Below are 24,935 nucleotides of genomic sequence, written 5' to 3' on the forward strand. Positions count from 1 at the left end.
GGCATCATCGCTCCCCGGCCGCCCTGGGTCTTGGCTCCCCGGCGTCGGCGGCGATGGTCTTTTTATATTGCACCCCGTAGCGCCGCATGCGGTTCCAGACGGTGACCCGGGTGACACCCAGCAGCTCGGCGGCACGGGACTGGTTGCCCTCGGCCTCTTCCAGGGCTTCGATGAGTTCGAGGCGCTTGAGCGCCTCCCGGTCGAAGCCCTTGCGTCCGGCGGCGGCGGATTTGGGGGCATGATGGAAGATATTGGGCGGTAGATGGTTCGGGCTGATCATCGTCTCCTGGCACGTGACGAAGGCGTATTCGAAGGCGCTTTTCAACTCCCGGACATTACCGGGCCAGGGATAGGCCATCAGGCAGGCCATGGCGTCATTGCTGATGCCGCTGATCGGTTTGCGGTTTTTCAGGCCGACTTTGTGAAAGAAGGCTTCGGCCAGCAAAGGAATGTCTTCGGTGCGTTCGCGCAGCGGCGGCAGATGAATGGGGATCACATTGATCCGGAAAAAGAGGTCTTCCCGAAATCTTCCCTGGGCGATCAGCTCTTGCAGGTTGCGGTTGGTGGCCGAAATGATGCGCACATCCACCGGAATCGGGGTGTTGTCGCCGACCCGCTCGATGATTTTCTCTTCCAGCACCCGAAGCAGTTTGACCTGGATGGCCAGGGGCAGGTCGCCGATCTCGTCGAGGAAGATGTTGCCCCCGTCGGCGAGTTCGAAACGACCCGCGCGATTGCGGTAGGCGCCGGTGTAGGCGCCCTTGACGTGACCGAAAAGCTCGCTTTCCAGCAGCGATTCGGTAAAGGCGGCACAGTTGACCTTGACGAACGGTCGGTCGCAACGTGCGCCGAGCTGATGGATGGCGCGGGCGGCCAGCTCCTTGCCGGTGCCGCTCTCGCCCAATATGATCACCGGTGCGTCCGAATGGGCGGCGTTTGAGATCAGTTCGAAGACTTGCTGCATGGGCGGGCTGGCGCCGAGAATGCCGCAAAGGCCGTCGTCGGAACGCAGCTGGCGCTCGTACGCGGCGATCTTGTTCTCCTTTTCGATCAGTTCGCTGATGTCGGTGATGGTTTCCACCGCTCCGATCACGGCACCGCCGTCGTCGTGGAGAAGGCAGGCGTTTTTCAGCGCATGCACGGGCCGGCCGTCTTTGCGCTTGATCACACACTGGCGAGCATTGACGGTTTTTCCGCTGAACAGCGAACACCATTGATTGCCGTCATTGTGGCGGATCTGTTCGCACACATCGCATTCCAGGCGGGTGCAGTTCCGGCCGATCAGCTCGTCTCTACTGTAGCCGGTGATGCGCTCCAGGGCGGTGTTGACCGAAACGATGATGCCGCGTTCGTCAACGATCATCAATCCATCGCGGATGGTATTGACGACGGTTTTCCAATAGCGGTCGATTTCGTGTTCGCTCATCACGCATGCCTGTTAAAATTTAACACCTGTCAAAAACGAATTCTTTATCATTTTAACATGCCATGGGCAATGCTCCTGTACGGGGTTCGGTCGTGATGAAGTTTAACCTTATGAATCCAAGAGGAAAACCCATTTCCAGGACAAGGTCCTGACCAGTGCCTGTTGGATGGCATGGGGTTTGCCTATTAATTGCCCCCTGTGTCTGTGGTTTTTTTTTATGGAGCAGTGTACAGTTGCTTGAAAATCATGTAGATTACAGCCTCGATTTTCGAGGCGCCATCGCCCCCCTGGCCATGCTCAAATTGAGTCGTGTCTTCAGGGAAATGCGCCCGAATCAGACGCTTGAAGTGCTAGGGCTGGACGCGGATACGCGCTCCGATCTGTTCCGATTGCTTCCGAAGGTTTCCTACGACCTTATCGCCATGGACGAGAGCGAAGCGGCGCTGATTCGCGTTTGTTTGCGTAAGCGGTGATGGTATAGACAACACAGATTCAGGCAATTTTGGGAAGACAACGGTTAGGGCGTTGAGGCCATTTGCCGGCCGTCGGGGCAAATGGAAAACCAGAAAAGCTTATAACTAGGAAAAGGGGAGCCATGAGTTTTCAAAAACGATTAGCATCTGGCGAATTTGTGGTTTTGGCTGAGATGAATACGCCCAAAGGGGTGGATATATCTCAGCTCATCACCAACGCTCGTAAAGTCAAGGGGCGGGTGGATGCGGTGAGCGTTCCGGACATGGATAACGGCGTCATGCGGATGAGCGCCCTGGCAGGGGGTGTTCTGATGCAGCAGCAGGGGATCGAGGCCATTATCCATACCTATGGCCGGGATCGTAATCGTATGGCCCTTCAAGGCGACCTGCTGGCCGCCCATGTCCTGGGGATCCAGAACCTGATCGTGGCCCACAGCGAGGCCATGGGAAACGGCGACCACCGGGATGCCAAAACAGTGGACGATCTCGACGAGATCGGTCTTCTGAAGGCGATCCAGGGCCTGCAACAGGGCAAGGACCTGGCCGGGTTCGATCTGGAAGGTGCACCGAGTTTCACCACGGGTTGCACCATTGCCTCGTTCGGCGACGCTGTGGCCCTGAATGCGGTACTGGCCGATGCCAAGGCCAAGGTCGAGGCCGGCGCCCAATTCATCGTAACCCCGCCGGTGTTCGACGTGGCGCGTTGCGAGGCGCTCCTGGACAAGCTCAAGGGGTTGGGGGTACCGGTCATTGCGACCATCTTCCTGCTCAAATCGGTCGGTATCGCCCGATATATCGCCCTGAACGAGCCCAACGCGGGTGTTACCGAAGCCCTTATCGGCCGTATCCGCAAGGCATCGGACCGCGAGCAGGAGTGCCTGCGGATTGCCGGTGAAACCATCGTCGCGCTCAAGGGCAAGGTGGCCGGTGTGAAGATCGAGACCCTTGGATGGGAGCACCGCCTGGGGGCCATTCTCGATTACGCCCAGATATAGTCGGTCGATCCGGACGATGAAGGCCGGTTTCAAATAATCAGCAGCGTATGCGATCGGCATTACAAGGGCCAGGCAACGCCCGGTGGTGTTGTACGGCGGCCGATGCATGCGCATCGATAAATCCATATACCCAATCAAAGCGAGTAACAGACCCATGACAGACCACACTGCAGAGCACAACAAACCGATTCTCGTCATAGGCGGCGGCGTCGGCGGCATCAAGGTGGCTATGGACCTGTCGGAAGCACAGAAAGATGTGTTGCTCATCGACAAGGCTCCTGCCATCGGCGGCTTGATGACCCAGCTGGACCGCACCTTTCCAACCAACAATTGCGATTTGTGTACCATCTCGCCGAGGCTCTCTTCCGGCGCCCGGGAAAAGCACATCGGCTTGATGCCGCTGACCCAGGTGACCAGCCTGGAGGGCGAGGCCGGCGACTTCACGGTCAAGCTGGTCAGCGCACCGCGCTACATCGACCTGGAAAAATGCACGGCATGCGGGGAGTGCCACAAAAAATATCCCGAGTGCGTGCGTTTCGTTCCGGGCCTGGATCATCGTGCGCCGACCTGTATGCGCTATCCGCAGGCCACGCCCCAGGCGTTTTCCATTGACATGGCGGCGTGCCTGGATGTGGACGGCCTGATCAAGTGCTGCCCGGCCAACGCCATCATTCCCGACGACAAGGAGAAAACGGAAACCCGTAAGGTCAGCGCCATCGTGCTGGCCACCGGTGCCGATCTGTTCGATCCGGGCAAGCTGGACCATTTCGGCCACGGCCGCTACCCCAATGTGGTGACCGGCCTGGAGTACGAACGCATCATGTCGGCCTCCGGTCCCACCCTGGGCGAACTGGTGCGTCCGTCGGACCGTCAACAGCCCAAACGGGTGGCCTGGATTCAGTGCGCCGGATCGCGCGGTATCAATCGCGAGGATGTCTCCTACTGCTCGAGCGTCTGCTGCATGTACGCGCTCAAGGAGGCCATTGTCACCAAAGAGCGTTTTCAGAACGATATCGAGACCACGATTTTCTACATGGATATGCGCACCTTCGGCAAGGATTACGAGGGCTACTACGAACGGGCCAAGGATCAGTACGGCATCCGCCTGGTGCGCTGTCGTCCGCACAGTATCATTCCCGAAAAGGACAGCGACGACCTGCGGATCTCCTATGCCACCGATCACGAGTCGGGCATGATCACGGAAAATTTCGATATGGTCGTTCTTTCCACCGGCTTCCGGCCATCGGCCCAGACGACGCAACTGGCCGAAACCCTGGGCATCGAACTCAATCCGCACCGGTTTGCCAAGACCGGGAGTTTTCAGCCGGTCAGCACCAATCGGCCGGGCGTCTACGTCTGCGGGGTGTTTGAAAGCCCCAAGGATATTCCCGAAACCATGGTCCAGGCCAGTGCGGCCGCGTGCATGGCGGCCAAACATCTGCCCATCAAGACCAACGAGATGCCTGCGGCCGAAGATATCTATCCGCCCGAACGGGATGTGACCGGCGAAGCGCCGCGCATCGGCGTTTTCGTCTGTGACTGCGGCGAGAATATCGGCGGGGCCATCGATGTGGCCTCAGTGGTCGAAGAAGCGGGGAAGTATCCCCATGTGGTGTACGCCGAGATGGCCGGGCACGGTTGCGGCAGCGAGGCGCTGGCCCGCATGCAGAGCGTCATCAAAGAAAAAGGCCTCAATCGGGTGGTGGTCGGTGCCTGTTCGCCGCGCACCCACGAGGCGCTTTTCCAGGAGACGATCCGAAAGGCCGGATTGAACCGATACCTCGTGGAGATCGCCAACATCCGCGATCAAAACGCCTGGGTGCACAGCAATGCCAGGGAGCTGGCCACGGCCAAGGCCAAACAGTTGATTCGCATGGCCGCTTTCAGTGTGGCCAAGTCCGGACCGCTGAGAGATCATCAGCTGCCCATGAACAAGAATGTGCTGGTGGTCGGCGGCGGCGTGGCCGGTATGAATGCGGCCCTGGAACTCGCCAACCAGGGCTTCAAGGTGGTGTTGGCCGAGCGCAACGGCCGCCTCGGCGGTCTGGCTTCGGTCGTTCGGCGAACCCTCGAAGGGGACGATGTCAGGGCTTATCTCAACCAGCTGGTGGACCAGGTGAACCATCATGAAGGCATCGAGGTGATCACCAACGCCATCGTGGTCGACCATGCCGGCATGCCCGGCAAGTTTACCACCGGTTTCCAGATCGGCCCCCGGATGTACTACCGCCAGATCGAACACGGTGCCACCATCATGGCCACCGGCGCCATGGCCAACCGGCCCGGTCAATACCTCCTCGACCAGCACAAGGCGGTGATGACCCAGCTCGACCTGGACGACTTCATCGAGGAGACCCCGGCGCCTATCGCCGATTGGGAAAGCGTGGTGATGATCCAGTGCGTGGGGTCCCGCACACCGGAGAATCCCAACTGTTCGCGCATCTGCTGCCAGACGGCCATCAAGAACGCCTTGCGGCTGCTGGATCTCAATCCCCAGCTGCAGATCTTCGTGCTCTACCGCGACATGCGGACCTACGGATTCAGCGAAGACGCGTATATCGAAGCCCGGCGGCGGGGTGTCATTTTTGTCCGTTATCAACATGACGCACCACCCGAGGTCGAGGCGGCCGGTGACAAGGTGGCGGTGCGGTTTATCGACTCGGTGCTCCAGCGGCCGGTGGAGGTGACCTGCAATCGCCTGGTGCTGAGCACCGGCCTGGTGGCCGATGAAGAAAGCACCGAAGACCTGGCGGCCATCTTTCACCTCAACAGGACGGAAGACGGCTATTTCCTCGAAGATCATGTCAAGCTCAAACCGGTGGATATGTCGGTGCCGGGATTCTTCGTGGCCGGCTGTGCCCATTCACCGCGCAGCATTCGCGAGAGCATTGCCCAGGCCCAGGCCACGGCCGCCCGCGTGCAGGCCATGCTGGCCCAGGATACGATCAACCTGGGTGCCGTGGTGGCCCGCGTCGATCCGGAAAAATGTGCTACCTGCCTGGCCTGCGTGCGCGCCTGCCCCTACCATGTCCCGTTTATCAACGAAGACCGTTATTCGGAAATCGATCCGGCCAAGTGTCACGGGTGCGGTATCTGCGCGGCCGAATGCCCGGCCAAGGCGATTCAGCTGGCGTGTTTCGAAGACGAACCGATTATGGCCAAACTCGAAGGATTGCTCGAAAGGATAGCCTGATGGAAACATTTGAACCTGTCATTGTGGCCTTCTGCTGCCACTATTGCGCATACACCGCCGCAGACATGGCCGGGACCATGCGCTTGAATTACCCGACCAACGTGAAAATCGTGCGGGTGCCCTGCAGCGGTAAGGTGGACACCATTCACATGATGAAAGCGCTGGAAAAGGGGGCCGACGGTGTTCTGGTCGCCGGCTGCCTGGACGGCGACTGCCATTTTAAAAATGGCAACACCAAGGCGACCAAGCGCGTCGCTTTCGTTCAAAAGCTGCTCGAAGAGATCGGCATCGAACCCCAGCGCCTGGCCATGGTGACCATGTCGGCCGGCATGGGGCCCCGTTTTGCCAAGATTGCCACTGAATTCACCGAAGAAATTCGAAAATTGGGACCCAACCCGGTCGGTGCCGCAAAGCAGGCACAAGCCGCCGCGGACAAGGTCGCATAGCACAGATAAAGGAGAGTAGACGATCATGATTACAGCGGAACGAAAACCCTTGGCGGAAATCATCGACAGCATCGACGACTGCCGACGAATTCTTCTGGTTGGGTGCAACGAGTGTGTGACGGTCTGTTCGGCCGGCGGTCGCAAAGAGGTGGCCATGTTGGCCTCGGCGCTGCAGATGGATTTCATGAAACGCGGCAAGACCCTGGATGTTCGTGAAATGACCCTGGAGCGTCAGTGCGATCCCGAGTACGTAGAGCAGTTGGCGCCGTATATCGGCCAGGTCGATGCGGTGGTTTCCATGGCCTGCGGTTGCGGCGTGCAGGAAGTGGCCAAGCGCTTTCGCGACAAGCGCGTCTTTCCGGCGGTCAACACCAAATTCATGGGCGCCTCGGAAGGCCCGGGAATCTGGGCGGAACGGTGTCATGGCTGCGGCAACTGCCTGCTGGGCCTGACCGGCGGCATCTGCCCTATTGCGCGCTGTTCCAAACGCCTGCTCAATGGCCCCTGCGGCGGTTCCAGTCATGGCAAGTGCGAAGTCAGTGACGAGATCGATTGCGTATGGCAGCTGATCTGGGATCGGCTCAAGGAACTGGGCCAGGAGGATCGATACGAAGAAATTATAGAGGCAAAGGACTGGAGTACGGAACGGGCCGGCGGGCCTCGCAAGATCGTAAGAGAGGATTTGGCACAATGATGACAGAAAGTGTATTAGAAAAGGTAATGAAAGCCGGCCATATTGCTGTTACGGGCGAATGCGGCCCCCCGCGGGGCGCAATGCCGGAAAAGGTCAAGGAGAAGGCCGAATTGCTTCGCGGTTACGTGGATGCCGTCAACATTACGGACAACCAGACCGCAATGGTGCGCATGTCGAGTTTCGCTGCCAGCATGATCCTGAAGCAAATCGATATGAACCCCGTTTTGCAGATGGTGTGCCGGGACCGCAACCGGTTGGCCATGCAGGCCGATATCATCGGTGCTTACAGCCACGGCATCAACACCATGTTGTGTCTGTCCGGCGACCACATGAAGTTCGGCGATCATCCCATGGCATCGGGTGTGTTTGATCTGGATTCCATCCAGATGATTCAGATGGTGCGCAAGATGCGCGATGAGGGCAAATTTTTCGGAGGGGCCGAGATCAAGGGCGCGCCCAAGATGTTTATCGGTGCTGCGGCCAACCCGTTTGCCGATCCATTCGAGCTGCGCGTGGCCCGACTGGCCAAGAAAGTGCGGGCCGGTGCCGATTTTATTCAGACCCAGTGCATTTTCAATGTTGACAAGTTCGAGCAATGGATGAAAGGTGTGCGCGAGCGGGGTCTGCACAAAGAGACCTATATCATGGCTGGTATCACCCCGATGAAATCCGTTGGCGCGGCCAGGTATATGAGAAACAAGGTACCCGGGATGGATGTCCCCTCTGAACTGGTCGATCGCATGGCCAAGACGCCCAAAGAGAAGCAGGCCCAGGAAGGCATCGACATCTGCGTCGAGACCATTAAGCGGGTCCTGGACATCGAAGGGGTGGCCGGAGTTCACATTATGGCCATCGAATGGGAATCTGCGGTGCCCGAAATCGTCGAACGCTCTGGACTCTATCCGAGGCCGCAGGTATAGAGGCATCGGGACGATCCCCGATCGATTGGGGTCGGCACCGTTTTGAACACAAATCGATCAAGGAGGTCTCACACCATGAGTAGCAAACAATTGGTACTGGTCGTCGACGATGACCCGGATCTGGTGGAATCGGTCAGCATGAAACTGGAAAGCCGAGGCTACCGTGTGGCCAAAGCCTATGATGGCGTGGAAGCCTGGGACAAGATCAAAGCTGAGCGGCCGGCCCTGGTGATTCTGGACGTCATGATGCCCCGTAAGAACGGGTACGTGCTGTGCAACGAAATCAAAAACGATCCCGACTATAAGGACATCGTGGTGGTTCTGCTGACGGCCGTGGCCGATGCGGTGCCCAACACCAGCTACACCCACATGGACGGGAAGAACACTTTGGCCGATGATTTTATTCCCAAGCCGATCGATCTGGATAAATTGATGGAGATCGTCGCGGATAATCTCTAACGGCTATTGTATCCGGTCAGGTCTTGTCTCCTCCGTACGACGATTAGACGGTTCGGCCGGCCACGGATTTGTTTTCGCCGGCAGTCCTTCACTTCGGGGCTGCCGGCGAGACAGACCGTGCGCCCGAAATTTGCCGGCCTGGTCGTCCGCACAGAGGGGCATCCGAATGGGCCTCCGGCACCGTCTCTTGCCGACTATCGGCCATGATAGGGGTTGGTCTTCGATATGACCGAAAAGCTTTCCATCAATGGCCTCAAGCTCAGCGAACCCCTGGCCCTGATCCAGGTTCATGCGCCTCATGCGACCGTTGGTCTCTTGTCTCCTTTCTGCCGCCTGCTGGCCCAACACCATGTCAACATCGCGTTCATCACAACGACCGCTGCCATCGATTCGCAGCCGGTGGTATGCTGCATCGATGCCAAGGATCAATCGGTCGTCGAAGCCTTGACCGAGCAACACGAACGGCTCAGGGGATACGTCCATTTCTGCGGACGTGTCGGTGTCGTCACCTTCTATCCACACCATGCCAACCTCAAGTTCATGGGATTGGCCCTGCAAGTGTTCAGCCGAAACGGCATCAAGGTCCACGCTCTGGCCTCCTCGATCTCGGCTCTCAGCTTCGTGGTCGATTTCGATCGGCTGGAAGAAGCCGGCCGGCTGCTCGTCGAAGGTTTTCAATTACCTGAAAATGCCTCGCCGTTAAGGACGGATTTCAAAGTCCGTCAGGAAAGGCGGCCCGTATGATCCGGCCGGATCGCCATGCGGGGAGAGATCGGCCGGCCAGGTCGCCGATCCGGGTGCCTACAGCAGCCCGGGGAGGGATGGGAAACGATGGAAACCATTGCCGTTTATTGGGAATCTAGAATTCGGACCTACGGATTTCATCTGTGCGAGGCGCTGCGGCTCTGCCGGATCGATATTGCACCGGAAAAGATGGCGCAGTGGGGGCAGGCCCTTCAATCCATGGCCGATCAGGGGCCGGTCTTCCAGATGGTTTGGGCCCAAGGCGGCCAGGGGGGCACGACCCGGTTTTTCCTGTTGAGCGATGAGATCCATTGGGGTAGGTTGAGTCCCTTTTTGGATCGTCAACTGGCAGTGGGCAACGCGTTGGTCATGGGGGACCCGATCCGTGTGGATCTGCTGTTTCTCCAGGGGCCGCACTACGGCGATCGATATGGCGTGCTGGATTTTACCCTGACGCCACTGTTCGAGGCGCAAATCCCCATTCTGGCCGTCGCCTGCTCGGTGGCCACGATTTATCTGGTTCTGCCGACCGGTTGGGGCGGGCAGGCCAAAGCGCTGCTCACGGACGCATTCGAGATTCCTCGTCATGTGCGTATCTGACGCATGGCGACGCCGTTGGCGTCATGGGTTCGATCCAGAGGAGTTGGAGACCGGACGATGAATCAGAAACTGATGAATGAGCTCGACTGGCGCTTGCGGGTGTTCGATTCCCTCTCCTTTCCCACCCTCATTCTAAAGCCGGACAAGACCATCTTATCGGCCAACCAGATCTTTTTGCAGCGCCACGGCCTCACCCTGGATCAAATTGTGGGCAGGCATTGCCATGAGGTGTTTTACAACGCGCACACATGCCCGAACAAGGTATGCCCTTTTCAAAAAGTATTGACCGAGAAAAACGGTACCACCGTTATGCGGCGGCATACCACCCGGACCGGTAAACGGCTCTATGAGGACCGGGTCTTTTCGCCTATTCTGGACGAAAATGGCGAGGTCGCCTATATCATGGAGAGCGTCCGTGATGTCACCCGTCAGAAGAATCTGGAGCTGGCCCTGAAAGAGACCGAGGCCTTTCTCGAAAAGGTGATTCTCGGTTCTCCCATCGCCATCGTCGCCGCCGACCGCTACGGTCATATCCTGCTCATGAACCCGGCCGCCGAAGAGCTGTTCGGGTATAGCAATCCTTTTGCCGTGCGCCATGTTACCGCGGATCAGCTCTATCCCCCCGGCACGGCCAGCCAGATCATGCGTTTTCTGGAAGATGCCCAAGGCAAATTGCCGAGCATCAAAACCACGATACGCAATGCCCAGGGGGAAAATATCCCCGTGGATCTGACGGCTTCGATCATCTACGAAGACGGTGAGGCGGTGGCTACCGTGGGCATCTATACCGATCTGCGCGAGAAGCTGGCCGTGGAGAAACAGCTCAAGGAGGCCCAGGCCCAGTTGGCCCAGTCCGAGAAGATGGCCTCGCTGGGGCAGCTCGCCGCCGGGGTGGCCCACGAGATCAACAACCCGCTGACCGGTATCCTGTTTTACGCGACCCTTCGGTTGGAAGGCATGGACCACGACGACCCCGAGCGGGCCGATGTGCAGGCGGTGATCGACGATGTGAAGCGCTGCCGCGACATCGTGCAGAATCTTCTGGCCTACAGCCGGCAATCGAGTCCCATGAAAGATATGATCCAGCTCAATACGCTCGTCGACCAGAGCATCAATCTGATCCGGGACCCGAAGTTGTTTCGCAATATCGAGATCGAACGTATCTTTTCAGATGAGATGATGATGTTGCATGTGGATAAAAACCAGATCAGCCAGGTGATCATCAACCTGGTGATCAATGCCGTGCACGCCATGCACGGCGACGGCAAGTTGACCTTGAGTACCTATCGGAACAAATTCGAAGGAAAGGCTTTTCTTGAAATCTCCGATACCGGATGCGGCATTGCCGCCCAGGACTTGCCGAAAATATTCGATCCGTTTTATACGACCAAGGCCCCCGGCGAAGGCACCGGCCTGGGCTTGAGCACGGCCTATGGGCTGCTCAAGGAGAACAGGGGAGAGATTCGTGTAAAAGAGACCGGCAGTTCGGGGACGACCTTTATCATTGAATTCGAGCTCTATTCGAGTGCCCAGGACCAAGATTTGGATTAAAGGAAAGATGCTGTGACCGATACCCACCAACAACCGCAGCCGGGCAATGCCTGTGTAGATGGTTTCCAGAAGACGAGTGTGCTGATTGTCGATGACGAGGAGCGGATTCGCCACGTTTGCACCCAGATGCTGACCAAAGAGGGATACGATGTGGCCCAGGCGGCAAACGCCGACATCGGGCTGGAGATGGTCGCCCAGCGCCATTTTGATATCATATTGCTGGACCTGCTCATGCCGGGCATTTCCGGGCTGGAGGCCCTGGAACAGATTCGGGAGATGCACCCGGATACCGTGGTGATCGTTATCACCGGCTACGCCACCCTGGATCACGCCGTCAACGCCATGAAGAACGGTGCGTTCGACTTCGTTTCCAAACCTTTCTCCCCCCAGGACTTGCGCATAGTGGTCTCCAAGGCCATCGAGCACATCCGTACGTTGCAGGATATCACCAACGAAAAGTCGCGGGTCCGCACCATGATCAACCATCTGGCTGGCGGCGTCATGGCCACCGATAACTGCAAGGTGGTGGCGCTGGCCAACCATGCCTTCCTCAACTTCGTCGATCACCGCGGTGAAACCCCCATCGGAAGGCCGGTCACCGACCTGGTCAAAGATCAAAAAATTCTTGCCATGATCGATCAGGCCCTGGCCATGCCGGGAGACCAGTTTGCCGAATTGAACGATGAAATCACGGTTGCATCTGGAGCTGATGGCGAGGAGCGCATCATCGAGGTTCGCTGTGTGCCGTTTCGGGACCGTCTGGACCGCAACCTGGGCACCATTACCGTCATGCACGATGTGACGGCCCTGAAGCGCATGGATCAGATGAAATCGGAATTCGTCGCCATGGTCAGCCATGAGATCCGGGGGCCGCTCAACTCCGTCCTCATGCAGCACAAGGTCATTCTGGACGAACTCGCCGGCGAGATCACCGAAAAGCAACGCGAGATTTTGACCCGCGCCTATGACAAGATCAGCGCGCTGGTGGAATTGTCCACCGAGCTGCTCGATCTGGCCAAGATGGAGTCCGGGCTGATCGCAGTGGATAAAGAGAGGCTGCAGTTAGCGTCGATATTGGAAGATCAGCTGGCTTTTCATCTGCCCAAGGCACAATCCAAATCGATCGCTCTGGAGTTGATCCCGTTGCCTGAACTGCCGCCGGTCCTGGCCAATCGCAGGAACATGGAAGAGGTGTTGTCCAACCTGATCACCAACGCCATCAACTATACCCCCGAAGGCGGCCGCGTGGCCATCGGTGCGGAAATCGACGGGCTCTTCGTCTGCATGAAAGTCAGCGACACTGGTTATGGGATTCCAAAAGAGGAGCTGGATCAAATCTTCAAACGCTTCTACCGGGTCAAAACTGAAAAGACCCGTCTCGTAATCGGCACTGGCCTGGGGCTGCCCATCGTGAAAAAAATCGTGGAAACGCACAATGGCCATATTCAGGTGCAAAGCGAAGAGGGCCAAGGAAGTACTTTTACTGTTTGCATCCCGGCGGCCTGAACACTATTTCGTGTCCATCCACAAATGTCCAATTTGCCCGATATCTGCGTTGCGCGAAAAATTTAATCCTCGGAATATCGCCTATATACCTGCGGTTAAATTTTTCGTGCGCCTTGATCTCAACCAAATTTGCCTATTTGTGGACGGACACTATATAGCGCTTCTGTCGATATCGGTTGGCCCGCTTTTTTGCCGTGCCAACCATTCGGCGCCCTCGCCCAAGGCACGGCGCGCCTCTTCGAAGGACAAGACCTGTAGGGCATCCTCACCGTCGACCCATTTCGCCGTCCTGTTTTCCATGGCCTGAATTTCCGCTACGGCTTGGACGAGATAGTATTGGGCGATCACCCTTTCGCCTGATTTTTGGAAACATTGCAGACTCAACGGTGCGACGATGTTGCCCACCACACCCGCCTCTTCGCAAAGTTCGCGCAATGCTGCCGCCTCGGCATTTTCGCCCGCCTCGATATGCCCCCGAGGCAGAACCCAGTGAGCACCGGTGGATGACGACACAATGAGGAACAGTGGTCGACCATCCGTGAATCGGAACGTTACGGCGCCGGCATGGGTCATCTTCATGGGATTGGCCTTTCGTTGATCATTTTGATGAACAGCATTCGGAATAGTCGAATATTGATGCATCTGTACAAGGTCTTTTCCGTAAATGTTGGAATCCTGCTTTCCTTGTGCCGATAGTTACGCTAAAATATTTTTGTTTAGTTATTGCCAGGGTCTTTCCAGCTCTCGGTGGGCTGCACGGAGAGGCGCCAAAATGTACGTCGTTCGGTGCCGTTATCCGATCGTCCACTTCATTTATCGTTATATCTATCATAACAGGGGGGCACATGCCACGGGTGTTCGGCTCGACTGAATTGATCGAAGATGTCCATCGCAGAGAACTTTGCATCGGATGTGGGGCGTGTGTCGAATTGTGCCCTTATTTCAAAAATTACAATGGCAAAACCGCCCAGTTGTTTCCATGTACACTGCCCCAGGGACGGTGCTTTGCCTATTGTCCGAAAGCCGAGGTGGACCTGAACGAGATCTATCAATATGTTTGGCATATGCCTTATGACGGCAGTGCCTTGGGGCCCTACCGAACGATCCTGGCCGCCAGGGCAGGCGGTCAGATGGCGCCGGGTCATTACCAGGGCGGGGGGACCGCTTCGGCTCTGATGGCCTTTGCGATGAAGTCCGGGCGGGTCAAGGCCGCTGCCCTGACCCGGCGGGAAGCTTTGACGCCGGTGCCCGAGGTGGTGACCGACTGGACGCAGGTTGCCCGATTGGCCGGTTCCAAATTTATGGCAGCGCCGACCCTGGCGGGTTTAAACGCCGCGGTTCGTCAGGGGCAGCGGGATCTGGGGGTGGTCGGGACACCCTGCCAGATGTTGGCGGTTGCCCAGATGCGAATGAATCCATTGGGAAAGCCGGAGCATGAGGTGCCAGTGGCCTTGACCGTCGGCCTCTTTTGCAATTGGTCCCTGGATACCCGTCAGTTGATCGATTTGCTGGTTCAAAAGGTGGATATTGCCGACATTCGTGGCATGGACATTCCTCCACCGCCGGCCAATACGCTGGTGTTGGAGACGTCCCGTGGGCCTGTGGAGGTCTCCCTGAACGACATCAAGCCGCTTATCCCGCACACCTGCTTTATCTGCCTGGATATGACCGCCGAACTGGCCGATGTGTCGGTGGGCATGTACGAAGGACGCAAAGGATGGAACACCTTGATCGTCCGCTCAGACAGAGGGGCACAACTGGTCGATGACGCGGTCGCCGCCGGCTTTCTGGAGACAGAGGCCATGCCCGATGAGAGCGTGACCCATTTGTCAAAGGCGGCCGTTGCCAAGAAAGAGCGGTCGTTGCGCATGCTGATTCAAAGGCAGCTGATCCATACCAGCAATCAGACCAAAGACGGGACAGACGACGGGCCGCGTCCGGCCTTGCGCATGTCTCAGGAGGTGGTCGAGAAGATCCTGCCGCCAAAGAGATGATGGGCATCGCCGCGAGATGCCTTGTCGGGACCTACCTTAAGCCCGATCGAGCACCTCCCTGAGCTTCATCGAAAGTTCTTTGATGTTGTAAGGTTTCTGGATGAATCCCCGGCAGCCGCCCTCCAGGATCGTTTTGGCCTGGCCGTTGATACTGTAACCGCTGGAGAGAATCACCCTGACATCTGGGTCGATTTTTTTCATTTCCCTGAAGGTCTCTCCACCGCTCATGCCTGGCATGATCATGTCCAGGAGGACCAGGTCGATGGTATCGTGTCGTTGCTCAAAGGTGGCTATGGCGGCCTTGCCGCTGCCTGCTGTCAAGACCCGATAGCCCAGTTTTTCAAGGATCAGCCGGCCGACTTCCACGATGCCCGCATCATCATCGACCAAAAGAACCGTTTCGTTTCCTGTTTTGGCTTCCATTTTCACTTCTTTTTGCCTTCCGGTCTGCATTTCCGTAGCCGGCAGGTAGATGTTGAAGGTCGTGCCGACCCCCTGTTCACTATAGACGGTAATCGTGCCGCCGTGGTTCGATAGAATACCATATACCGATGCCAGTCCCAGTCCGGTACCGTGTCCCATCTCCTTGGTGGTGAAAAAGGGGTCGAAGATTCGGTTGATGGCCTCCGGTGGGATGCCGACTCCGGTATCGGTGACGGAAATTTTTATGTACTTGCCTGGATTCAATCCATATGACCGGGCGGCTTGCCCTTCCAACGCACTATTTCGACTTGACAAAAACAGATCGCCGCCGTTGGGCATGGCATGCCAGGCATTGACGAAGAGGTTGAGCAGTACCTGCTCCATTTGGCCCCGATCCACCGTCGCCATCCATAAGGCGTCGTCCAGCTCCAGGTGAATGGTGATCTCTTTCCTGGTTCGGCTGAAGAGGTTTGTAGTGGCCTCGATCACATGATTCATGTGGGTGGGCTTTGCTTCGTACTTGCCGCCCCTGGCCGCCCCAAGCAGTTGCCGGGTCAGATCCGCGCCGGCCCGGACATACTGTTCGATGCTCTTCAGGTTGGTATAACTGGGATGGTCTTCGTCGGTGTCCATGAGGATCAGCGTCGTATTGCCTTGAATTCCCATGAGCAAGTTGTTGAAATCGTGCGCCACTCCTCCGGCCAGTGTGCCGATGGACTCCATTTTGCTGGAATGCAACAGTTGGGACTCCATCTTCTTCTGCTCGGTGCGGTCTCGGGTAATGCCCCAGAACCCGACCGGCCGGCCGGAAACATCCCGGCGAAGGTAGGCTGATAATTCGCACTGGCGGATCGATCCATCCTTGCGGATGATTTCATATTCCATGACGGTCGAGTGATCGCCGGTCTCGTAAATGTTTCGGAAAATGTTCGAAATCTTCTTGGCGTTGTCGGGTCGAAGATAACGTTTGTAGCTCATGCCCATCAGTTCGTCGACCGTATATCCGTGCAGCCGACAGGTCGAGGCGTTGAAGTAGGTGAATCGGCCGCGCAGATCGGTTTCATAGTAGCCCTCCTCCATGCTCTCGAGGACCGTTCGGTACTTCAGTTCGCTCTGGCGAAGCACTTCCTGGGCCTGCTTGAGCGAGGTGATGTTGGTGACGATGACCAGCAGGCATTCCCGATCGCGAAACCGAATCTGCCGGGCCGATACGATGGCATCCAAAACCTGCCCGGATCTGTTTCGATATTGAATTTCCAGGCCTTCGACGTTGCCGTGTTTTTTGACCTGTTCGACGAGCCGGTCCCGATCCCGGGGATCGCGATACACCCCCAGTTCCAGTGGGGTCCGGCCGAGGGCCTCCTCAGCCGAATAACCGCTCAATCGGCAAAATGCATCGTTGACCTGGAGATATCGCCCCTCTTGAAGGTCGACCACAGTGATCGAATCCGGCGCCAGTTCGAGGATGCCGCGGTGGCTCTCTTCGCTTTGGCGCAGGGCATCCTCGGCCTTTCTCTGGTCGGTGCGGTCCCGCAGTATGCCGTAAAAACCGATGGGGGCGCCCGATGCGTCCCGCAACAGGCTCACGGAGCTTTCGACGATTCTAGGGGTGCCGTCCTTTTTTTTTACACAGTAGTCTACAATCCTGCTGGAGGTGACGCCTCGAAAGATGTCATTGAAAACGGCATAGATCCGGTCAACATCCTCGGGTGCGGTGTACTGCCTGAAATTCATGCCCATCAGCTCATCGCGAGTGTATCCGGAGACTTGGACGAGGGTGTCGTTAAAAAAGGTCAGGTTGCCGGACAGATCGACTTCGTAGTAGCTTTCCGTGATGTGATCCAGGATGTTGCGAAGCTTGGCTTCCTTTTCCCGAAGGTCCCTCTGGGCCTGTTTGAGCGAGTTGATGTTGGCCGTGACGACCAGCAGGCATTCTTCCCCCTTAAACGTGATGGGCTGGGAGGACATGAGATTGTCGAGAATCTTCCCGGATTTGGACTTGAACTGAATCTCCATTCCCTCGATCTTGCCGTCTCTCTCCAGTGCCTCGATAACGCGTTCACGATCCGATGGATTGGCGTAAATGCCCAACTCGTAGATCGTCCGGCCCACGGCTTCCTGGACCGTGTACCCGGTCCGCTCGCAAAAGGTGCGGTTCACTTGCATGAAGCGGCCGTCCCTGCGCCGTGTCACCGTGATCGAATCGGGCGCCAGGTCCATCAAATTACGATAGGTTTGTTCACTTTGCCTCAGGGCTTCCTCGATTTGTATCGGATCGGTTGGATGCCCAGGGGACTCTCGGGATGGGTCGTCATTCTGTGAGTGGACCGGTCGATCTTCATTGGGTTCGGTTTGCCTCTCGGTTGGTCGTTCGGACTTTCGATTGCTGCTGTCAGCGGTCATCGGGTGAACTCCTGCCGGAAGTGTTGAGGATGCCTCGCCTTGTCGCCTGTCGGCCCTGCCTTGACATGCGATTGACACCGAATTTGCCTGCTTCTGAATGAGCACCGATCATCGTCCATGCCGGGTCCGTACATCATCACAGTCGAAAAGCGTTGCACAGATTGCAACGCTTTTCTATTGCAATGAAATTACATCAATTTTTAGCGTTAAGGCCTTGATCTGTCAAGCATCGGATAGGGATCGCTTAAGACAATCGTTTTTTGGACGATGCAGTTCGGGAGGTTGCTGTTCGAGCAGCGGATTCGGGAGCGGTTGCCGGCTGGGCACAAGGGTCCGTCCATTCCCCGGCGCCGACGATCGGCCAGGCATCGACATCCTGGACCGCCATCATGTGGACGATCCGGTCGAGGACCTGATCGATGTCGGCTTGCTCCTCCTCGGGCAAGGCAGAAAGGCGCTGTGCGAATCTTTCCTGGAGCGGCCACGGCATTAATTCGGCGATTTCCTGCCCCTTGTCCGTTAAGGCGATGGTCACCTTACGCCTGTCCGGGCGTCCGCGCTCCCGGCGTATCAGGCCTCTGGATTCCAGGCGGTCGAGAATACCGGTGACCGTGGCCTGGCTGAGAAACACCAGGCGCGAAAGGTGGCCGGCGGTGGACGGGCCATGCAGATAGAGCTGCCGCAGGCAGACCAGTTGCGGTACGGTCAGTTTGAATCGCGCACTGAGCTCCCTGCTGTGCAGATCGATGGCCCGGGTGATGCGTCTGATCGAGCGCAGGATATTTTCAGCATAGGGACTAGTCATTGGCGTTTGCCGGTCGACATGGGGTTACACATGCTCCTTGTAGCCGCATTCCCGGTTTACACAACATAAAAAGGTGCCGTCGCGCTTGGTCGTTTTTTCTACGAGATAGGGGCTGCCGCAGGCCGGGCAGGGCTTGTCGACGGGTTTGTCCCAGCTGGCAAAGGTACATGCGGGATAGCGGTCGCAGCCGTAAAACACCTTTCCGCGTTTCGATTTTTTTTCGACGATCTGTCCCGTGCACCCCGGTTCCGGGCACTTTACGCCGGTGCTTTTGCCATTGAAACCGCCGTTGATCGATTCGGTGTGATTGCATTCCGGGAATCCGCTGCAGGCCAGGAATTCACCGTATTTGCCTCTTTTGACTACCATGGGTTTCCCGCACTTGGGGCAGACTTTATCGGTGGCGGCTTCATGGTTGGGTTCGACCGGTTGGATATGTCCGCGTTCGTCGCGTACGTAATCTCGTGAGTAGGTGCACTCCGGATAGCCGCTGCAGGCCAGAAAATGCCCGTTGCGGCCGACCTTGATGTGCAGCTTGTGACGCTTGCACTGAGGGCAGTCGATATCCGTGGGAATGCCGACGCCTTTGACGCTGAGCATCCGCGCATCGGCCTCGGTGAGTTTCTGCTTGAAGGGCCCGTAGAAATCGCTCAGGACACTGACCGCGTCCAGTTCAGCCGTCTCCACGCGATCCAGGTTGTCTTCCATTCGGGCCGTGAATTCCACATTGAAGATCTCTGGAAAACTGAGCACCAGCAAATCATTGACGATGAGTCCCAGTTCGCTCGGATGAAAGTATCCCTTGATCAGCTCCACATAACCTTTGTCGCGAATGGTGGACAAGATGGCCGCATAGGTGCTCGGCCGGCCGATGCCGTTTTCTTCCAACTCCTTGACCAGTGAGGCTTCGGTAAACCGCGGCGGCGGCTGGGTAAAATGCTGTTTGGGCAGAATTTGCCTCAAATCGAGCTCATCCCCCTCGGTCAAAGGCGGCAGGGGCTGTTGTTTTCGGCTGTTTTCGGCCTCTTCGTCGACGGTCTGGTAAACGGTCATGAACCCGGGAAATTTGACCGACGATCCTGTGACCGTAAAGGTGTAGTCGCCGGCGGCGATGGAGATGGTGTTTTGATCGATCTGGGCAGGCGTCATCTGGGAGGCCACGAAGCGCCGCCAGATCATCTGGTACAGCGCCAGCTGATCCTTGCTCAGATATTTGGCCAGTGATTCGGGCGTATGGTTCACCGAAGTGGGGCGGATGGCTTCATGGGCGTCCTGGACTTTGTTCCGGTTGCCGAAGTTGCGCGGCTCCTGCAGCGCATAATCGTTGCCGTGGGCCTGGCGCACCCAATCGATGGCTTCCTGGGCCGCCTCGGCCGCAATGCGGGTGGAGTCGGTGCGCATATAGGTGATCAAGCCGACCGGTTCGCCCGGCCCCAGGTCGATGCCTTCATAGAGCTGCTGGGCGATGAGCATGGTTTTTTTGGCGGAAAAACGCAACTTGCGGATCGCTTCCTGTTGCAGCTTGCTGGTGGTAAACGGCGGCTGTGGATTGCGGCGCACCGTTTTCTTGACCACCTTAGCCACCTGGTACCGCGCCGTTTTCAATTCCTCGACGATAGCCGTGGCCGCCGCCTCATCTGCGATCTCGAGTTTCTCACCCTTCTTTTTGACCAGCTTGGCTTCAAAGGAAGGGGGTGTTTGACCCTCGAGCAGGGCCGTGATCGACCAGTACTCTTGCGGAATAAACTCCTGAATGGCCTTTTCGCGTTCGCAGATGATGCGCACCGCAACGGACTGGACCCTGCCGGCACTGAGGTTGCCTTTGACCTTTTTCCACAGCAGCGGAGATACCTGGTAGCCAACCAGGCGATCGAGAATCCGCCGCGTCTGCTGCGCCTCGTATTTATCCTTGTTCAACTCTTCAGGATGGGAAATGGCCTTGAGGATCCCGTTTTGGGTCAATTCGTGAAAGAGGACCCGATGAAACCGGCGGCCCTTTTTTTTGAGCACTTCGGCCGCATGCCAGGCGATCGCCTCTCCCTCCCGGTCCGGGTCGGGTGCCAGGTAGATGTCATCGGCTTCGCCGGCCGCTGCCTTGAGCGCCGAGATCACCTTCTGTTTACCGGGAATGCTCCGATAAAGCGGCTTGAAATTGTTATCGATATCGATACCGATCTCTTTGGCCGGCAAATCCTTGATGTGGCCCACGGTGGCAGCCACGTTGAAATTATTGCCCAGATATTTTTTGATGGTGCGAATTTTCGTTGGAGACTCAACAACGACAAGTGGTTTTGAAGACACAATATACCTCTGAAGCAAAATGTAGTGGGCATCATGCTAGCGCATGGCGGTTCAATTGTAAATATCGGTACCAAGGAATTTTTGGATCGAGGGTCGTTATCCTTCTGAAATATAAAATAAAATTAAGTTGTTTCATACAGCCGCTTTTTTTAAATTGCCTACGAAACAGGTGGTCCGCCATGGCCCTCAAGAATCGCAATAGTCCGCGTGGCGGACAAAGTGTTTGCCAGGTTCCTGGCAGACCAATCCCTTGAGTTCCAGTTGAGACAAGATGCTGGTCAGCGGCGCCATGGCCTGCCCCAGGTCCCTTGCCAGATCGTCGATATGCACGGGGTCGACCCCGATGGCTTCGAAGACCCGATGTTCCAACTCAGAAAGGCCGACCGGCTGCCGCGTCTGTTGCGGTTCATGCCCGACGGCCAATTGAGGCGCAATCTCCTCGATGATGTCGTTGGCTGTTTCAACGAGTTTGGCGCCCTGTTTGATCAGGTCGTGGGTACCTCGTGCCATGGCCGAGTGAATGTTGCCCGGTACGGCGAAGACCTCCCTACCTTGCTCGGCGGCCAGTCGTGCGGTGATCAGGGAGCCGCTCCGGCGGGCGGCTTCGACCACTACCGTGCCCAGCGACATGCCGCTGATGATGCGGTTGCGCATGGGAAAGTGGTGGGCGTCCGGGATAGCGTCCATGGAGAATTCGGTCACCACTGCCCCATGCTCGGCGATCCGATGAAACAATTCTCGGTTTTGAGCGGGATAAATATGGTTCAACCCCGAACCCAGGACGGCGACCGTAACGCCACCCGCCTCGAGTGCACCCTCGTGAGCGGCTGTGTCGATGCCCAGGGCCATGCCGCTGACGATGTTGGCGCCGCTTTCGGCCAGCTGTCGGCATAAGCTCCTGGCCGTATTGCGGCCGTAGGGGGTGGCCCTGCGCGAACCAACGACCGACAGGGGGTACTGGAGCTGGCTCAACCGGCCGTAAACGTAAAGGAGAGGCGGCGGATCCGGGATGTGCCGGAGCAAGGGAGGGTAGTCCTCGTCCTGGCAGGTCACGAACGTGTACCCCTTTTTATAGACCTGATCGATGTCGCGCATCACCGTATCCGGTGGGCGCTGCCGTCGGATGGCCTCAGCGATTCTGGGGGTGATGCCCGGCACTCGGGTCAACGCGCCGGTAGGAGCCTTCAATACCTTTTCCGGCGATTCGAAGCTCTTGAGCAACCGGTTGATGAGCAGGTTCCCGACGCCCGGAACACTCTTGAGCGTCAGCCAGGGGACGATATCGTTCATGCGATCATTTTCGTTTTTGCCATGCCAGCAGGATCGGGCTGGCCACAAAAATCGACGAATAGGTACCCACCAGGATGCCGACCAGCAGGGCGAAGGCGAAATCGTGGATGATGCCGCCGCCGAAGATAAAGAGCATGAGCACCACGATCAAGGTGGTCCCGGAGGTCAGAATCGTCCGACTGAGGGTCTCGTTGATGCTGCGATTGATCGTCTCGGCGAGGGGCAGCTTGTGGTATTTTCGCAGGTTTTCACGGATCCGGTCGAAAACGATGATGGTGTCGTTCAGCGAATAACCGATGATCGTCAGCAGGGCGGCGATGATCGGCAGGGTGAACTCTTTTTGAAAAATGGAGAAAAAGCCCACAGTGATTGCGACATCGTGAATCAGGGCGACGATGGCTCCCATGGCATATTTCAGGTTCAATATATAAAACAGAACCAGGGTGACCACCACCGCGGCCAACATCAGCATGGGGATGCTCAGGTGGGCCAGCCGCAGAATGTAGACGCTGAAGGCCAGCGCGCCGGCCACGGCCGCGCTGAGCAGCCATTTGAGTTCGAATCGACCTGAAATGTAGACGGCGATGAAGAGCAGGGCGAAGAACATGGCCAGGAGTGCCTTTTCACGCAGGTCGCGGCCCACCTGTGGACCGACCATTTCGAACGACTCCAGGGTTACCTGCCGTTGGGTCTGGGCGGCCAGGCCCTCCTTGAGGGTTTGTGCCAGATTCTCTTGCTCGGCCACGGCGGCCGGAATCAGGACGCGATAGAAATCCTCCGCTTCCTCCCCGTATTTTTGGACCACGGCCTCGAGCTGAAGGGCGTTCATGGCCGCCTTGACCTCCTCGATGGGCAGCGGTTGATCGAACTGGATCAACAACTCGGCGCCACCGGCAAAGTCGATGCCGTATTTGGGACCACCGTGGAAAATGAGAGACACGATGGTGATGAGGATCAGGATGGCCGAGACAATATAGGCCAGTACACGACGTCCCACGAAGTCGATATTTACATCTGGTTTAATGATCTGCATGGTCGGTTTTCCTCAGAATCAATTCACGCATGCCCGCGGCATGACGATGTCCGAACGAGATGGCCGTTGGCGGCCCATGGTTAAATGCTCAAGGTCTTGATCGAACGCTTGGTCAGCAGAAATTCGAAAATGACGCGCGATACGATCAGGGCCGTAAACAGGCTGGCCACGACGCCCAGGCTGAGGGTCACGGCAAAGCCCTTGACCGGTCCACTGCCGAATTGAAACAAGACGACGGCCGCGATCAGGGTGGTGACGTTGGCGTCCATGATGGTCAGCGTGGCCCGTTCGAAGCCGGCGTCGACCGCTGCGCGAGCCGTCTTGCCCAGGCGCAACTCTTCTCGGATACGCTCAAAAATCAATACGTTGGCGTCGACTGCCATGCCGATGGTGAGGATGATGCCGGCGATGCCGGGCAGGGTCAGGGTTGCGTTGAAAGCGGCCAGGCCACCGGCGATGAGAATGATATTGAGCACCAGGGCCGCATCGGCGATGACCCCGGAACCTTTGTAGTAGACGATCATGAAGAGCACCACGAGCACGCCGCCGATGAGCATGGAGAGCAGTCCCTTGCGGATCGAGTCTTCACCCAGCGAGGGGCCCACCGATTTTTCATATAAAATTTTCACCGGCGTGGGGAAGGCCTCGCGCAGCACCAGGGCCAGGCTCTTGGCGCTGTCGTCCGTAAAATTGCCGGTAATCATGCCTTCACCGGTGATCTTGGATTGAATTTCCGGGGCCGAATAGACCTCGTTGTCCAGGACGATGGCCAGGCGCTCGTGGATGTGCTTTTCGGTAATGTCGGCGAAGATGCGGGCGCCTTTGGGGTTGAACTTGATGGCGACGTAGGGCTGTCCGTTGGCCGGATCGAATTTGACGCGCGCCTCACTCAGGTAGTCACCGGTCAGCAGGGTTTCCTTCTTCAGGAGGATGGGACGGCCGGCCATGTCGGGGTCGTCTTTCCGATAATAGCGGATCTCGCTGCCGGGCGGGACACTGCCCGAGAGTGCCTGGCGCACATCGTTGCTTTCATCGACCAGCTTGAATTCCAGGTTGCCGGTACGGCCGATTTCCTTGCGCGCCTTGTCGGCATCGATGACGCCGGGAAGCTGGACGATGATGCGATCTTCGCCCTGGGGCCGGATATCCGGCTCGCGGGCGCCGTATTCGTCCACCCGGTTGCGGACTTTCAACACGGCTTTTTCGAACGACAGTTTTTTCACTCGTTCGATTTCGTCTGATTTGAGCTGCAGGACGATTTCACGCTGCCCTTCGCGGGTGCGGTCTTCCAGGTTGAAATCGCGGAATTCGTCGGCGATCAACCCCTTGGATCGGTCGGCATCTTCACGTTCATCCAGCACCACTGTAAAGGTGGTGGCATCCGTTCTTTTCAACGCCGCGACACGGATATCGTTTTGACGCATGAACGCTCGCAGCTCGTCGAACGATCGATCCACCGTATTTTCAACGGCCTTATCGGTATCCACCTGCAATACCAGGTGCATGCCGCCCTGCAGATCCAACCCGAGGTTGATTTTGTTGTGAGGCCATAAGGTCGGAGACTCTTTTTTTTCCAGGACCATTTGAAGCGTCGGCAGCACATAGACCAGTGCGGCCAGCAGGACCACAATGACGACAATGGGACGCCAGGAAGTTGTTTTCAATGCTTCGTTCCTCTT

20 protein-coding genes are annotated in these 24,935 nt (G+C 57.4%); 12 read left to right on the plus strand and 8 right to left on the minus strand.

Annotated elements, in window-relative coordinates:
• Positions 1-4: 4 nt before the first annotated feature.
• On the minus strand, positions 5-1,426 hold the full coding sequence (locus DFT_RS06035; protein ID WP_054030345.1) for a sigma-54 interaction domain-containing protein: 1,422 nt from the start codon (positions 1,424-1,426) through the stop codon (positions 5-7).
• 233 nt (positions 1,427-1,659) lie between these two features.
• Between DFT_RS06035 and DFT_RS06040 the strand changes: the two genes are divergently transcribed.
• From DFT_RS06040 to DFT_RS06090, 11 genes are all read left to right on the plus strand, one after another.
• Positions 1,660-1,899 (plus strand): sulfurtransferase TusA family protein, encoded by a 240-nt coding sequence (locus DFT_RS06040; protein WP_054030346.1) that lies wholly within the window; start codon positions 1,660-1,662, stop codon positions 1,897-1,899.
• A gap of 122 nt (positions 1,900-2,021) precedes the next feature.
• Positions 2,022-2,894 carry a methylenetetrahydrofolate reductase gene (locus tag DFT_RS06045; protein ID WP_054030347.1) on the plus strand — a complete coding sequence of 291 codons (873 nt, stop codon included), beginning with the start codon at positions 2,022-2,024 and terminating at the stop codon, positions 2,892-2,894.
• Positions 2,895-3,048: 154 nt separating this feature from the next.
• The gene (locus DFT_RS06050) at positions 3,049-6,087 is read left to right on the plus strand and encodes an FAD-dependent oxidoreductase (RefSeq protein ID WP_054032375.1); all 3,039 of its coding nucleotides are present in this window, start codon (positions 3,049-3,051) and stop codon (positions 6,085-6,087) included.
• On the plus strand, positions 6,087-6,533 hold the full coding sequence (locus tag DFT_RS06055; protein WP_054030348.1) for a hydrogenase iron-sulfur subunit: 447 nt from the start codon (positions 6,087-6,089) through the stop codon (positions 6,531-6,533). The genes DFT_RS06050 and DFT_RS06055 overlap by 1 nt, the downstream gene beginning before the upstream one ends.
• Positions 6,534-6,558: 25 nt before the next feature.
• Entirely contained in the window at positions 6,559-7,227 is a 669-nt protein-coding gene (locus DFT_RS06060) for a methylenetetrahydrofolate reductase C-terminal domain-containing protein (protein ID WP_054030349.1), read from the plus strand.
• On the plus strand, positions 7,224-8,147 hold the full coding sequence (locus DFT_RS06065) for a methylenetetrahydrofolate reductase (RefSeq protein WP_054030350.1): 924 nt from the start codon (positions 7,224-7,226) through the stop codon (positions 8,145-8,147). Before DFT_RS06060 ends, DFT_RS06065 begins: the two co-directional genes overlap by 4 nt.
• Positions 8,148-8,222: 75 nt before the next feature.
• On the plus strand, positions 8,223-8,606 hold the full coding sequence (locus tag DFT_RS06070) for a response regulator (protein ID WP_054030351.1): 384 nt from the start codon (positions 8,223-8,225) through the stop codon (positions 8,604-8,606).
• A 225-nt stretch (positions 8,607-8,831) separates the two neighbouring features.
• Entirely contained in the window at positions 8,832-9,350 is a 519-nt protein-coding gene (locus tag DFT_RS06075; protein WP_152971879.1) for an ACT domain-containing protein, read from the plus strand.
• An 87-nt stretch (positions 9,351-9,437) separates the two neighbouring features.
• The gene (locus DFT_RS06080) at positions 9,438-9,950 is read left to right on the plus strand and encodes a hypothetical protein (protein WP_054030353.1); all 513 of its coding nucleotides are present in this window, start codon (positions 9,438-9,440) and stop codon (positions 9,948-9,950) included.
• Positions 9,951-10,007: 57 nt separating this feature from the next.
• Positions 10,008-11,501, plus strand: coding sequence for a PAS domain-containing sensor histidine kinase (locus DFT_RS06085; protein WP_054030354.1), 1,494 nt, complete (start codon positions 10,008-10,010; stop codon positions 11,499-11,501).
• Between the two features lie 12 nt (positions 11,502-11,513).
• Positions 11,514-13,007 (plus strand): ATP-binding response regulator, encoded by a 1,494-nt coding sequence (locus DFT_RS06090; RefSeq protein ID WP_054030355.1) that lies wholly within the window; start codon positions 11,514-11,516, stop codon positions 13,005-13,007.
• Between the two features lie 150 nt (positions 13,008-13,157).
• Here DFT_RS06090 and DFT_RS06095 read toward each other — a convergent pair whose 3' ends face one another.
• Positions 13,158-13,586 carry an NUDIX domain-containing protein gene (locus tag DFT_RS06095; RefSeq protein WP_200907032.1) on the minus strand — a complete coding sequence of 143 codons (429 nt, stop codon included), beginning with the start codon at positions 13,584-13,586 and terminating at the stop codon, positions 13,158-13,160.
• Positions 13,587-13,852: 266 nt separating this feature from the next.
• On the opposite strand from DFT_RS06095, the gene DFT_RS06100 reads away from it, so the two are divergent.
• Entirely contained in the window at positions 13,853-15,001 is a 1,149-nt protein-coding gene (locus tag DFT_RS06100) for a Coenzyme F420 hydrogenase/dehydrogenase, beta subunit C-terminal domain (RefSeq protein ID WP_054030357.1), read from the plus strand.
• Positions 15,002-15,037: 36 nt separating this feature from the next.
• Here the strand turns inward: DFT_RS06100 and DFT_RS06105 are convergent, their stop codons facing one another.
• From DFT_RS06105 to secD, 6 genes are all read right to left on the minus strand, one after another.
• Entirely contained in the window at positions 15,038-17,827 is a 2,790-nt protein-coding gene (locus tag DFT_RS06105; RefSeq protein WP_054030358.1) for a hybrid sensor histidine kinase/response regulator, read from the minus strand.
• 244 nt (positions 17,828-18,071) lie between these two features.
• On the minus strand, positions 18,072-18,632 hold the full coding sequence (locus DFT_RS06110; RefSeq protein WP_076750415.1) for a MarR family winged helix-turn-helix transcriptional regulator: 561 nt from the start codon (positions 18,630-18,632) through the stop codon (positions 18,072-18,074).
• A 24-nt stretch (positions 18,633-18,656) separates the two neighbouring features.
• The gene (gene topA / locus DFT_RS06115; RefSeq protein WP_054030359.1) at positions 18,657-20,933 is read right to left on the minus strand and encodes a type I DNA topoisomerase; all 2,277 of its coding nucleotides are present in this window, start codon (positions 20,931-20,933) and stop codon (positions 18,657-18,659) included.
• 186 nt (positions 20,934-21,119) lie between these two features.
• Positions 21,120-22,223, minus strand: coding sequence for a DNA-processing protein DprA (dprA, locus tag DFT_RS06120; RefSeq protein ID WP_054030360.1), 1,104 nt, complete (start codon positions 22,221-22,223; stop codon positions 21,120-21,122).
• Positions 22,224-22,227: 4 nt separating this feature from the next.
• A complete protein-coding gene (secF, locus tag DFT_RS06125; RefSeq protein WP_054030361.1) occupies positions 22,228-23,256 on the minus strand; it encodes a protein translocase subunit SecF in 1,029 nt (342 codons plus the stop codon).
• Between the two features lie 80 nt (positions 23,257-23,336).
• On the minus strand, positions 23,337-24,920 hold the full coding sequence (secD, locus tag DFT_RS06130) for a protein translocase subunit SecD (RefSeq protein WP_054030362.1): 1,584 nt from the start codon (positions 24,918-24,920) through the stop codon (positions 23,337-23,339).
• Positions 24,921-24,935: the final 15 nt, after the last annotated feature.

Origin of the sequence: Desulfatitalea tepidiphila, assembly GCF_001293685.1 — a bacterium.
Lineage (GTDB): Bacteria > Desulfobacterota > Desulfobacteria > Desulfobacterales > Desulfosarcinaceae > Desulfatitalea > Desulfatitalea tepidiphila.

Coding starts and splice junctions, on each gene's coding strand:
- DFT_RS06035 (WP_054030345.1), bottom strand. CDS start 1,426: ATGAGCGAACACGAAATCGACCGCTATTGGAAAACCGTCGTCAATACC.
- DFT_RS06045 (WP_054030347.1), top strand. CDS start 2,022: ATGAGTTTTCAAAAACGATTAGCATCTGGCGAATTTGTGGTTTTGGCT.
- DFT_RS06050 (WP_054032375.1), top strand. CDS start 3,049: ATGACAGACCACACTGCAGAGCACAACAAACCGATTCTCGTCATAGGC.
- DFT_RS06055 (WP_054030348.1), top strand. CDS start 6,087: ATGGAAACATTTGAACCTGTCATTGTGGCCTTCTGCTGCCACTATTGC.
- DFT_RS06060 (WP_054030349.1), top strand. CDS start 6,559: ATGATTACAGCGGAACGAAAACCCTTGGCGGAAATCATCGACAGCATC.
- DFT_RS06065 (WP_054030350.1), top strand. CDS start 7,224: ATGATGACAGAAAGTGTATTAGAAAAGGTAATGAAAGCCGGCCATATT.
- DFT_RS06070 (WP_054030351.1), top strand. CDS start 8,223: ATGAGTAGCAAACAATTGGTACTGGTCGTCGACGATGACCCGGATCTG.
- DFT_RS06075 (WP_152971879.1), top strand. CDS start 8,832: ATGACCGAAAAGCTTTCCATCAATGGCCTCAAGCTCAGCGAACCCCTG.
- DFT_RS06080 (WP_054030353.1), top strand. CDS start 9,438: ATGGAAACCATTGCCGTTTATTGGGAATCTAGAATTCGGACCTACGGA.
- DFT_RS06085 (WP_054030354.1), top strand. CDS start 10,008: ATGAATCAGAAACTGATGAATGAGCTCGACTGGCGCTTGCGGGTGTTC.
- DFT_RS06095 (WP_200907032.1), bottom strand. CDS start 13,586: ATGAAGATGACCCATGCCGGCGCCGTAACGTTCCGATTCACGGATGGT.
- DFT_RS06100 (WP_054030357.1), top strand. CDS start 13,853: ATGCCACGGGTGTTCGGCTCGACTGAATTGATCGAAGATGTCCATCGC.
- DFT_RS06105 (WP_054030358.1), bottom strand. CDS start 17,827: ATGACCGCTGACAGCAGCAATCGAAAGTCCGAACGACCAACCGAGAGG.
- DFT_RS06110 (WP_076750415.1), bottom strand. CDS start 18,632: ATGACTAGTCCCTATGCTGAAAATATCCTGCGCTCGATCAGACGCATC.
- dprA (WP_054030360.1), bottom strand. CDS start 22,223: ATGAACGATATCGTCCCCTGGCTGACGCTCAAGAGTGTTCCGGGCGTC.
- secF (WP_054030361.1), bottom strand. CDS start 23,256: ATGCAGATCATTAAACCAGATGTAAATATCGACTTCGTGGGACGTCGT.